The sequence below is a fragment of the Citrobacter sp. wls615 genome (assembly GCF_005281355.1).
In the GTDB taxonomy this organism is placed as follows: domain Bacteria; phylum Pseudomonadota; class Gammaproteobacteria; order Enterobacterales; family Enterobacteriaceae; genus Citrobacter; species Citrobacter werkmanii.
Window position 1 is genome coordinate 1 of the sequence record NZ_SZXM01000067.1, and the last position, 12,060, is coordinate 12,060.

Genomic DNA, 12,060 nt, shown 5'->3' on the forward strand with positions numbered 1-12,060 from the left:
GTGTTACCCATGTTTCCGGTTCATACCCTTCGCTTACCGGGCCTACCGCTCATAAACGCATATATTCACTGCATAATAACCATTTCACCGGCTCGTCTTCTTCTATCGTCGGGAAACGACCGCCCGGTTCAAGGAAGTGATTGTCATGCTGGTCGTCATTGACCATCGAGATTTCCCAGCCCAGCACAAAAGCTTTCTCAGCCCAGAAACGATGATACAACCGCGGCGGCAGACACACGCCCTGCCCCGGTTTTAGCACCAACGTATCACCGGATGTAACGGTACGCCGCTGGCCATCGACGCTAATCTCAACAATGCGCCGGGTATCATATTCGTCATCGGGCGTGGACCATGCCAGCTGCATACACAAATCGCCGCCGCCGCGGTTAACGATATCTTCCATCTTATGGCGATGAAAATGCCACGGTGTTTGTTGATCCTGCTGAATTTGCAGCATCTTTTCGGCATACGGTTTGGGGTAACCCGCTGAACCCATCAAACCATTGCGCAACGTCAGTAATGTCAGCCCCGTTTGCGCAAAATCTCCGCGTCCAAAGTCAGTAATGTCCCAACCCAGCTGGAGATCGCGCACTTCACGCCACAAAGTGGCGTCCTGTTGCCGCCAGGCGTCGACCGTAAAATACGCAAAATCTGGCAGACAGACCCGAAAAGTCTCGGCGATGGCATGTGCTTTATCGATGACATAATTAATGTGTGAACGCTTCATTGCACTTTTCCTTGTTGCGAAAGAGGCGGGTCTCCCCGCCTGCATGCCGTTAGTAAAGTGACGCTTTGCCAGTTGAGCCAAACAGTTTCATTTTGTGGCGAATCACGTCCCGCGCAGCGCTGATGGCTTCCGGGTAGATGACGTTCGGGTCCCACCAGGTCTCTTTTGCCAGGATTTCTCGGACTTTCTGGAAGTAGGCGTATTTCATATCGCTGGAAATGTTGATTTTGCCCACGCCGAGCGTGACGGATTCAGCGATTTCCGCATCCGGGTTCGCTGAACCGCCATGCAGCACCAGTGGAATGTCCACCCGCCCGGCGATATCGCGCAGGATGTTCATTTGCAGCTCTGGCTGCATCCCTTTCGGGTAGATCCCGTGCGCGGTACCAATCGCCACTGCCAGCGTATCGGCCCCGGTACGGGCGATAAAATCCTGCGCCTGGGCGGGATCGGTGTAAGTAACCTTCGACACACCGCCTTCCACGGACGTTCCGGTCTGGCCAATCGTTCCCAGCTCGCCTTCAACCGAAACGCCCACCGCATGCGCCAGCTTGACCACTTCACGGGTTAACGCCACGTTTTCTTCATACGGCAGCAGCGAGCCATCAATCATCACCGAGGTAAAACCACACTGAATCGCCCGCAGGACATGCTCTACCGAAGCGCCGTGATCCAGATGCAAAGTAAAGGGGACCGGGCTACGCAGGGTGATATCTCGCACATAGCTAAAGAACGCATCGCCGAGGAAATCATGTTCGCTGGGGTGAATGGAGATAATCGCCGGGGTGTTGGTCGCTTCCGCTTCTTCTACCACTGCACGTACAAAGCAGCTATCCGCCACGTTGAATGCGCCGACGGCAAAACCGTGCTGACGGGTCGGTTGCAGTAATTCTTTCATCGAAACTAACATGTTAATTCTCCAGTTTCAGGGTGTAGAAAGCCCTGCCAGTGCGTCATCGCAGAGGCATAAAAGGCGTTACAGAAAATGAATCAGGCTTTGCCGATAGCGCCGCTGGCCTGTAGATACGGAATAATGGCTTCCTCGCAGGCCTGCTCCATCAGAGCCAGGGCATCAACAAGTTCGCAGGATGTGTCGCGACATAGGGTATGCAATAGCGCGGCCTTTCCGGCTTCGAAAACCGCCGCGCCAACGTTAATCTTGGCAACGCCGAACGTCGGGCAGCGCTGTAGCTGGTCAAACGGCGTCCCGCTACCGCCATGCAGCGCCAGCGGCACCGTTGATAAACGGGCGATTTCCTCCAGCCGTTGGAAATCAATGGCTGGCGTTACGCCCGGCGCGTACATACCGTGCGCCGTACCGACCGACACCGCCAGTAAATCAATCCCGGTCTGTTGGATAAATGGCTCCACGTCAGCGGCCTGAGTCATCAAATCAGCGTTAGCGGCATGGTCATAACGCGGGGCGTCAGCCAGGTGGCCCAACTCGCCTTCCACGCACAGAGAAACGCTGGCTGCGAGCTCGACCACCGCCCGGGTCTGGCGAATGTTTTCTTCCAGGGCAAAGGCGGAGGCGTCGATCATTAACCCACTGAATCCGGCGCGAAAAGCCTGGCGGATGCGTACAGGATCCTTTCCATGATCTAACGCCAGCGCGATCGGTACCGAAGCTTCCTCTGCCAGCGTTTTAACCACCGCCGCCGCTATCGGTGCCGGAAAATGGTCCAGGTGCCCCTGATACAGATTCAGAATGATGGGCGCACGGTGTTTCTCTGCTACCCGCACCGCCGCACGGGCGCTTTCCAGGTTCATACAGTTGATAGCCAGCAGCGCATACTGCCCGCGCCAGGCTTTCGTCACCATGCTTTTCATATCGGCAAACATACGGCCTCCGGTTATTCCAGGGTGAAGGTGATCTCTTCGTCTTTCAGCTTTTGATCGCTGAGCTCATCAAACTCTTCGTCACGCTCGGTTACCGGTTTCTTCCACAGCGAGAGCATAACGCCGCAAATCACCGTCCCGATCCCCAGCGCCAGGCAAAACAGCAGTGGATGCGTAAAGAGTGGAACCACAAACATGCCGCCGTGCGGTACCGGGCTTTCGACACCCCATACCATAATCAGGCCACCCGCTATCGCCGAGGCCACCACACAGGAGCCCACTACGCGCAGCAGATCACGCGCAGCAATCGGAATAACGCCTTCGGTTATCATGCAGATCCCCATCGGGAATGCCGCTTTCAGCGCCTCACGTTCCGCACGGGTATACTTGTGGCGCGTGAGCAGGAAGGAGAGCGTAATACCGAACGGAGGGATTATCGAACCGACAAACTTCACCGCTTCGGGGCCATACACGCCGCTGACCAACATGCCGTCAGCGAACAGCGACATGGTTTTATTCACCGGCCCCCCGAAGTCGAACGTCGCCATTGCGCCGAGAATGGCGCCCATCAGGAAGCGTGACCCGCCTTGCATGGACTCCAGCAGATGAATTAGCGCGTCCTGCAGCCAGGCTATCGGCTTGCCAATCAGCGTCATCATCAGCAACCCGCCGATGACGGTGCTCAATACGGGCAGCACCATGATGGGCATCAGACCCTGCATCGACTGCGGTAAACGGATATAGCGTTTAAGCAGCAGGACGGTATAGCCAACCAGAAAGCCGCCCAGCATCCCACCAATAAAACCGGTATGAATTTCGCCGCAGACAAAGCCGACAATCAGACCCGGCGCGAATCCGGGGCGATCGGCAATGGAGTACGCAATCGCCGCGCTTATCAGCGGCACGATTAACCCCATCCCCCAGCCGCCAATCTGGTTGAGCATCCAGGGTATAGTTCCTGTTTTTTCGCCTACGTTAGTGCCACCAAGTATTTGCCCGAGAGCAATACAGATCCCGGCGGCTACAATTAACGGGATCATCCACGAAATCCCCGTTAATAAATGTTTTTTTATTTCCTGAGATAGCGGAATTTTATTTTCACTCATGTGAAATCCCTCCAGAATGAGGATCGCTACTGGTTAGTATTAACTAATGATTTTTCGACCTTTTCAAGAAACTGAATGGGCGATTTTATGACGATTTCGGTTTTTACTCGCACAATACGTTTATTTGAGAATCGTTCCTCCCCTTTTATTTTGACATCGACAGCAAGAATCACGACATCCGCGGCAGAAATATCATCTGCCAGCAGTTCGTTTTCCGTTCCGATGGTGCCCTGGGTTTCAACTTTTATATTATGCCCAAGCGCTTTAGCGCCTTTAATTAATTTTTCGCGGGCAATATAGGTGTGCGCAATACCAGCCGTACAGGCGGCAACACAAACAATATTCATAACATGCTCCACATTTTATTTAGCAGACATTGGATTCAGCATATTGACTAAACAGCTCAATAATTTTTTGTGGACTACTTTCAACTAAGAGTTGTTCAATAATGTCATCATCCGCTAGCGCACCGGCAACCTGCGAGAGCAGACGAATATGGGTCGTGTTTTGATCTTCAAGACGTACGGCAAACAGAATGATGCAGCGCACATTGCTGCCGTCCAGGGTTTCCCAGGGAATATCCTGGCGGGTACGACCAATTGCCAGGGTGGTATTAACTACCGCCGAGGATTTCCCGTGGGGGATCGCAATATGATTTTCGAATCCGGTCGAGCCTTCGGACTCGCGCTGCCAGACATCCTGGATAAATGTTTCCCGACAGCTAATTGCCCCATCCTTTTGCAGAATATCAGTAAGTTCCTCAATAGCCTCCGTTTTGTTCGTAGCCTTCATATCCAAAATAACGCGATTTGTATTGAGAATTTTCGTGATGTCCATCAATCATACCTCATGGAGTTCAGACATTAATTTTCAACGACCAGCGACGTCGCCCGATGTAATTTTTCCGTAATAACCGTTTCCGTTACCCGCTTAATATCCGCATCATTGAAAAAGGCGGTGACATACACGACCGGCATAGCAATGGCGGGTAAATTAATGGTCGATACCACCAGCTCAATATCGTCCGTCAGTACGGAGGGCAAACTGCCAGCTGACACCACGCCGACAATCGTCCAGTCCGGAAAGGCGCGCAGAATGCGGCTTTTAAGTAAATGCGAGGTGCCAATCCCGGTTGAGCAGACTAACAACACCCGCTTACGCGCTATCTGGCGCTCCATTGCGGCCTGAAAATGGACGGTTAAGTATCCCACTTCATCTTCCGAAACGGCCCGCTCTCCCCAACCGCTAAATACCCTATTCACTGCACATTGGGTCAGACGCCAGACGTCCTGCAACTCGCCTTTAATATCCTCCAGCAGCGGATTACGAATGCGGATCTGGTAGTTCAGGCGGTTAATCAGCGGCTTAATATGGATCAGCAATCCGTCATACAGCGCAGTATCCTGGCTGAGATCGCTGTCGACCATCTCGGCGAAGATGGCAATCAGTCGATGAGTAATTAAGCGCGCTTCGTCGCTGGAGTGCATATGACCAATTACGCTCACATCATTATGTTCTTCAATCACCACGCCGGACGAGATAATGTATTGATAGATAAACCAGACTTCGTCTTCCGGCAGCGGGTGAGCGATGCGTTTTTCGATATGCTGAATCATACGACTGGCAATTGAAAAAATATTCTCGTCGCATGAGGTGATATTTTCATCTTTTCTCGGCAGCGCATTTCCACGCGTGATGCGGTACATCATGATCAAAATATGGGTGAAGATATTGACGTAATAAGGCTCCCCCAATGACCAACACAGGTCGTTCTCCATTTCCTGCAGCAGCGTCTGGACAAATAAAACGTCTTCCTCGCCGAAGTAATGCACCAACGCTTTATAGCTGCCGGGATCAAGACGCGAATACACCATGCTGCCGGGTTCATTATGGTTAATCACACCGTTAATCAGCGATGCCATCGCCTGGCGCACGCCGCTCTCGCTGCCTTCAATGTGCGTGCCGCTTTGGCTACGGATCAGCGATAACCCCAATGGCGCTATCCAGGATTCAATCACTTTCAGATCGTTAACAATCGATGCGCTACTGATGAAGTAACGTTCAGACAATTTACTGATCGACGTTTCATGCGGTGTTTCGCTTAACAATTGCGATGCTATTTTGACGCGCCGCGAATTATTCATCATGCCGTCAGTATCATCACCCTCGCTCCCTAATAACTGATCCAGATACAACAGATCAGTAATATTATCGGCGCTTAATATTACGCCTGCGCCAGTACGCTTATCGATGGCTATTTTCCATTCCGCTAACCATGGTTCCAGCAATCGCAGATCGCGCTGGACTGTTTTCTCTGAAACAGCTAAATATTCGGCAATTTTCAGTAGCGTGACATATTCCTTCCGGGACAGGAGGAATTTTAATAATCTGTTTTGTCGCGAGGTAATCATTTGCATTATTTACCCTTATCACACACCAGATTAAATATCTAAAGAAGCATTGATGCTCCACGTGTAATCCGTGATGATAAATATAAGAGGACTACGATGCGCCAACAATACTAAATCGTGTCCTGTATTCCGGACAGAAATAAGACAAAACGGGGAAATAGTGAGATATTTACGGCGCAGATCACATTTTTTACGGGAATTAGAGTGATAGCGCTCGCAAATATGGGTAGGCAAATTTTTAAGTCAGAATATTTTTGATTTTCAGATCTGGAACGCTGCTCGCATCGTGGGCCGGATAAAATGCATCCGGCACCACGTCGGCTACATTTACAGGGTAATCGTCAGCCCGTCACCTTCAGGGGTCACCACTACGCCCCACTCGTTGCTGGCATGTGAACCGCCCTTCACGCTGCTAACTTGCGGGATATTACGCAGGCACAACGTCCAGTTATGCGCTTCACCGCGACCTTGTACGGTAATGCTGTTACCCGTGCGTATCGCTTTCAGCGTGAAGATAACCGAGCCGTCCATCGATGGTACTTCACAGACCGCTTCCCTACCTTCTTGCAGATGGAACAACTGGAATGCGGTCTCTTCATGCCACGCGTAGTCCGGCTTCTGGTTATTACTGCCCAGCGCCAATAAGGTATTGTCGCGCACGTACACCGGCAGGCTCAGGAAATCGTGCTGCTGTTTATGCCAACGGCTGCCCTGAATTTCGTCGTTGTGCCACAGATGCGTCCAACGCCCTTCCGGCAGGTAGAACTGCACATCACCGACTTCGGAAAACACTGGCGCCACCATTACCGAGTCACCCAGCATATACTGGCGGTCGAGATAGTCGCATGCAGGATCGTCCGGGAACTCCAGCATCATGGCGCGCAGCATCGGCGTGCCGTGTTCGTTCGCCAGCGCGGCCTGACGATACAAATACGGCATCAGGCGGCACTTCATTTCGGTGAAATAACGCACCACATCGCAGGACTCTTCATCGTACGCCCATGGCACGCGGTAGGATTTGCTGCCGTGCAGGCGGCTATGGCTGGAGAGCAGCCCGAATGCACACCAGCGCTTGTAGACGTCCGCCGGAGCGGTGTTTTCGAAGCCGCCGATGTCGTGACTCCAGAAGCCAAAGCCGGAGAGACCAATGGACAGGCCGCCGCGCAGGCTTTCGGCCATCGATTCATAGTTGGCGTAGCAGTCGCCACCCCAGTGCACCGGGAACTGTTGCGCACCCACGGAGGCGGAACGGGCGAACAGCACCGCCTCTTCTTCACCGACGGTCTCTTTCAGCACGTTCCACACCAGCTCATTGTAAATATAGGCGTAGTGGTTGTGCATTTTCTGCGGGTCTGAGCCATCAAACCACTGCACATCCGTTGGAATGCGTTCGCCGAAATCAGTTTTGAAGCAGTCCACGCCCATCTCCACCAGACCTTTCAGCTTGTTGGCATACCATTCGCAGGCTTGCGGGTTGGTGAAGTCATAAATTGCCAGCCCCGGCTGCCATTTATCCCACTGCCACAGGGAACCGTCCGGGCGCTTGAGCAGATAACCTTTCTCTTTCAGCTCGTTGAAAACAGGTGATTTCTGACCGATGTACGGATTGATCCATACGCAGACTTTCAGCCCTTTCGCTTTCAGGCGCTGAATCATGCCTTTCGGGTCCGGGAAGGTCACCGGGTCCCACTCGAAGTCACACCACTGGAAAGCCTTCATCCAGAAGCAGTCGAAGTGGAAAACGTGCAGCGGCAGGTTGCGCTCCGCCATGCCGTCGATAAAGCTGTTTACCGTCGCTTCGTCGTAGTTGGTAGTGAACGAGGTGGTGAGCCACAGGCCGAATGACCAGGCTGGCGGCAGCGCCGGACGACCGGTAAAGCGGGTATAGCGATCCAGCACCGCTTTCGGCGTCGGGCCGTCGATGACGAAATATTCCAGATACTCGCTTTCGACGCTGAACTGCACTTTCGACACTTTCTCAGAACCGATTTCAAACGACACGCACTGCGGATGGTTCACCAGCACGCCGTAGCCACGGTTGGTGATATAAAACGGGATGTTCTTGTAAGATTGCTCGGTACTGGTGCCGCCATCGCGGTTCCAGGTCTCTACCGTCTGCCCATTACGCACCAACGCGGTAAAGCGCTCGCCCAGCCCGTACACCGTTTCACCGACGCCCAGATCCAGGCGCTCGAACATGTAATTGCGTCCGCTGTTGGCGTCCTGTACATAGCCGTTGTTTTTCAACTGGCTGCCGGTAATGCGTTCACCGTTACGCAGGAAATCCAGCGACCAGAACTCGCCTTTGGTGACGCGAACGCTCAAATTACCGCTCTTCAGCTCAGCGAACTCAGCGGTGTTCTGCATCTCAACGTTTACGTCCTGCTGCACGTTCAGCGGGTAATGCGGACCGGTATCCAGCGCACCCTGGAAGTGCTCCATCCGGACACCCACCACGCCTTCCTGTGGCGAGAAAAGGCGCAGCGTGAACAACGGGGTATCGAGTTGCCAGGTCCGTTCACGTACGTCACGCGGCGCAACGTAGACCAGCATCTCATTACCTTGCTGTTCAACCTCGAACACCTGGACAGGGTTAATCACATTCAGACCAGGCTGAATCAGCCAGTTTCCGTCGCTAATTTTCATAATCGGTTCCTTAGTTCTGTAATTCTTTCGTCGTAAAATCTTGCTGATTACGGTGCGCACCCTGCGCCAGCTGACGCATAATTTCAGTCAGATACGGTGTTTTCAGGGTGTAGAAGCGTTTGGCAATCACGGCACTCAGCAGGTAGCAAATAGCCGGAATAAGGGTGAACAATGCAATGATGATGGTGATGGTGGCGCTGTTTTGCGTTTTCGCCGCGGCATCGTAGCCACCGCCTGCCAGCATCCAGCCGATCAGCGCCCCGCCAAGCGCCAGACCCAGCTTGAGCACGAACAACGTTCCCGCAAAGCTGATGCCCGTCAGACGTTTGCCGTTACACCACTCGCCGTAATCAACGGTGTCTGACATCATTACCCACTGGATTGGCGTTACGAGCTGATGCAGGACGCCAATCACGAAGATAAAGACGAACATGGTGATGTTGGCGTGCATCGGCACGAAGAACATCGCCACGCTGATGACGGCCAGCAGGGCGTTCGTCCACCAGAAGACGCTAACTTTACATTTCCAGTCGGTCAGTGGTTTTGCCAGCGCAGAGCCAATCAGGTTGCCGACACAATAGGTGGTGAGGAAGGCGACAAATACTTCCGGTGTGCCCAAAATCCAGGTGACGTAATACATCATCGCACCGCCGCGAACGCAGACCGCCATAATGTTGAGAATGGTCAGCAGGCCGACGATGCGCCACTGGTCGTTTTGCCAGATGTCGCGCAGGTCTTCACGCATTGAATTGTTGGTTGGCGGCGCTTCAACACGTTCTTTGGTGGTGAAGAAGCAGAATGCGAGCATCAGGAACGCCACAACCGAGAGCACTGCGATTCCTCCCTGGAAGCCCAGGGCCTTGTTTTCGCCGCCAATCAGCTTTACCAGCGGCATCATCAGGACGGTGGAGAGCATGCCGCCAGCCGTTGCCAGCACAAAGCGCCACGATTGCAGGGAGATGCGCTGCGTCGGGTCATTGGTGATCACGCCGCCCAACGCGCAATAAGGGATATTGACCACGGTATAAAGAAGGGTTAGCAGCGTGTAGGTGATGACGGCATAAATCATTTTGCCGTGCAGGCTGAAGTCCGGCGTGCTGTAGGCAAGCACACAAACCAGACCAAACGGCAGCGCGCCAAACAGCACCCACGGACGAAACTTCCCCCAACGTGAACGGGTACGGTCAGCAAGCAGCCCCATGCAGGGGTCTGAGATGGCATCCAGCGCGCGGGCCAGTAAGAACATCGTGCCGACAAATCCGGCCGGGATACCAAAGATATCGGTATAAAAGAACATCATATATAACATGACGTTATCGAAGATGATGTGGCTGGCGGCATCGCCCATGCCGTAACCAATCTTCTCCTTAACAGACAGAATCTCACTTTTCATTACGCATCCTTGTTTGCACTTTCACACGCACTGGTACCGGTTACAGTTCTTGTAAACCATCCCTTTAAGCGCGGGTATTCCGATATCTCGTTATCAAATTACGATTCTTGTTTTCTGTGATCGGAGTAGCGTCTAAAAATATGTCTAATTGTAAGTGATGGATTTTGTAGATATTTATTTGAAAGGGGTCATGGTAAGGAGAAACGGAAGTTAAAAAAGTGAGTGAGGGGGTGTGGAAACCCGAGGAAGTAGCTATAATGCGCCCCGCCTCCATGTAGCAATCGAGGCGCGGAAGATCGTCATCTCCGGTGAGGTGGCTGGACTTCAAATCCAGTTGGGGACGCCAGCGTTCCCGGGCAGGTTCGACTCCTGTGATCTTCCGCCAAAATTCTTATTTTTTGATGATTTTTTTGTAATGGGCTGTTGACTCTTCTATCCACCCAGGTTGTTCTAAGTTTTTAATAACCCATTGTATGAATTTCTCAGAATAACGATGTCTATTATCAATGGTATAATGCATATCAGATCGTTTTGCTTTCTGTATATTATGCTTCTTAGTTATTGCGGTGAAAGAAAATTTCGTGAGTACAACATTCTTCTGTTGTCTATTTATTTTTTCAATTGCTGAACCTTGATAATAAGGATGAGTTATATCAGGATCTCTAGTTTCTCGAATAATTATTGCATTACTACCTTGGTTTCCTAAACCCAATGATAAATCACTATCTTTCTCACATTTAGTAAGTGTAAGCTTATAGTCAATTGATATACTAAATTCATTCGAGTTTTGTTCTTTAGAAGCTTTATGAAATCTTGTCAGAAACTCACGTGCAACATTTGCAGTCATCTCACCATAGTTTTCTTTTATAGTGGATATATCACTTTTAGGGCCATCTACAACTAAGCTTAACATTCCAACGCTCTGTCCAGCTAATGGTGACATACCTGTTTCTTTCAAATAACGCTGTTGATAATTTAAAACATTAGCCTGAAAAAGACGAGAAAGCTCCGGTTGTAACTCAGGTAATAATAAATGTATAGCCCCATCTCTAAGTTCAATTAAGGTATCTAGATTTTTCTTAACAGGATCATTTTGCTGCAACCTTTTATTAATTGCATCAGTTATACTTACAGAATATCCATTTTTCTTAAAAACTGCATCCATGCCTGAATACTTAAGCAATTCTGCTTTTAACAATAGTTCCCAAGCATTGACTGATAGTATACAAAATGCTTCCACTCTATTATCTAGTGTTGGCCTATTATATACCTCCAATGACAAAACAAATGCATCCAAACTTCTTTTTAGGAGAGATTTATAAATTTTTATTTCTGGTGTAAGATTTTTTGCTTTTAAAGATTGTGACATTAAACAAATAAAATCGTCATTTGATATCTTCTGTATTCCTTCACACTTCCATAGCTTGCCATTCGAACTATTTACATATATTCCGTTCAACTTCTCATTTATATATTTTCTTATACTGTTTTCAGTATAACCAGTTTCAGTAGCTAACTCAGTAATCGTGAATAATTTTTTAGACTTTTCAAATCTTCTTAGCACATCCAATAATTTCAATTGGTTAGCTGTTCTAGCCATTTCAAATTCCCTCTCAAATAATAATGCCTATGAAATTACCCATTGGGTTTAATACCTTTCCTCCGCAAAGCCTCTCTCGCCAGTTCCTTTAACCAACTGGCGAGACTTACCCCTTCTTCTGCCGCCACAGCATCCAACTGCTCCTTCAATGCCGGATCAATACGCATTTTAAACTGCGGTGATTGACCGCCGCCTTTTGGTTTTTTTTCGCGCGATATGATTGACATAGGGCCACCTATCCAACTATCTTAACCATATAGGAGGCCACCTAAAAGCCTTCTACACTAGCAACGCCCCGATGTGCGGGAACACAGCCGGAGCGTCTAACCTCACCAACT

At 50.7% G+C, this 12,060-nt stretch carries 11 protein-coding genes and 1 tRNA gene; 1 reads left to right on the plus strand and 11 read right to left on the minus strand.

What is annotated here, in order from left to right; all coding sequences use genetic code 11:
• Positions 1 to 49: 49 nt before the first annotated feature.
• From FDX04_RS18475 to FDX04_RS18515, 9 genes are all read right to left on the minus strand, one after another.
• Entirely contained in the window at positions 50 to 727 is a 678-nt protein-coding gene (locus tag FDX04_RS18475; RefSeq protein WP_137361366.1) for a D-lyxose/D-mannose family sugar isomerase, read from the minus strand.
• Between the two features lie 49 nt (positions 728 to 776).
• Positions 777 to 1,637, minus strand: a complete 861-nt coding sequence (locus tag FDX04_RS18480) for a ketose-bisphosphate aldolase (protein ID WP_042311545.1) — start codon at positions 1,635 to 1,637, stop codon at positions 777 to 779.
• An 80-nt stretch (positions 1,638 to 1,717) separates the two neighbouring features.
• The gene (locus tag FDX04_RS18485) at positions 1,718 to 2,569 is read right to left on the minus strand and encodes a class II fructose-bisphosphate aldolase (protein WP_042311544.1); all 852 of its coding nucleotides are present in this window, start codon (positions 2,567 to 2,569) and stop codon (positions 1,718 to 1,720) included.
• Between the two features lie 11 nt (positions 2,570 to 2,580).
• On the minus strand, positions 2,581 to 3,672 hold the full coding sequence (locus FDX04_RS18490) for a PTS fructose transporter subunit IIC (RefSeq protein ID WP_042311543.1): 1,092 nt from the start codon (positions 3,670 to 3,672) through the stop codon (positions 2,581 to 2,583).
• Between the two features lie 26 nt (positions 3,673 to 3,698).
• On the minus strand, positions 3,699 to 4,019 hold the full coding sequence (locus tag FDX04_RS18495) for a PTS fructose transporter subunit IIB (RefSeq protein ID WP_042311542.1): 321 nt from the start codon (positions 4,017 to 4,019) through the stop codon (positions 3,699 to 3,701).
• 19 nt (positions 4,020 to 4,038) lie between these two features.
• Positions 4,039 to 4,509, minus strand: coding sequence for a PTS sugar transporter subunit IIA (locus FDX04_RS18500; protein ID WP_003024008.1), 471 nt, complete (start codon positions 4,507 to 4,509; stop codon positions 4,039 to 4,041).
• A gap of 26 nt (positions 4,510 to 4,535) precedes the next feature.
• Positions 4,536 to 6,089, minus strand: a complete 1,554-nt coding sequence (locus tag FDX04_RS18505) for a transcription antiterminator (protein WP_137371317.1) — start codon at positions 6,087 to 6,089, stop codon at positions 4,536 to 4,538.
• Positions 6,090 to 6,410: 321 nt separating this feature from the next.
• Positions 6,411 to 8,729, minus strand: a complete 2,319-nt coding sequence (gene yicI / locus FDX04_RS18510; protein WP_137371318.1) for an alpha-xylosidase — start codon at positions 8,727 to 8,729, stop codon at positions 6,411 to 6,413.
• 10 nt (positions 8,730 to 8,739) lie between these two features.
• Positions 8,740 to 10,122 (minus strand): glycoside-pentoside-hexuronide family transporter, encoded by a 1,383-nt coding sequence (locus FDX04_RS18515; RefSeq protein ID WP_137371319.1) that lies wholly within the window; start codon positions 10,120 to 10,122, stop codon positions 8,740 to 8,742.
• Positions 10,123 to 10,412: 290 nt separating this feature from the next.
• Here FDX04_RS18515 and FDX04_RS18520 point away from each other — a divergent pair.
• Positions 10,413 to 10,507, plus strand: a tRNA-Sec gene (locus FDX04_RS18520).
• A 6-nt stretch (positions 10,508 to 10,513) separates the two neighbouring features.
• Here the strand turns inward: FDX04_RS18520 and FDX04_RS18525 are convergent.
• A complete protein-coding gene (locus tag FDX04_RS18525) occupies positions 10,514 to 11,722 on the minus strand; it encodes a DUF3644 domain-containing protein (RefSeq protein WP_137371320.1) in 1,209 nt (402 codons plus the stop codon).
• Between the two features lie 35 nt (positions 11,723 to 11,757).
• Positions 11,758 to 11,949, minus strand: coding sequence for a toxin-antitoxin system HicB family antitoxin (locus tag FDX04_RS18530; RefSeq protein ID WP_086538653.1), 192 nt, complete (start codon positions 11,947 to 11,949; stop codon positions 11,758 to 11,760).
• Positions 11,950 to 12,060: the final 111 nt, after the last annotated feature.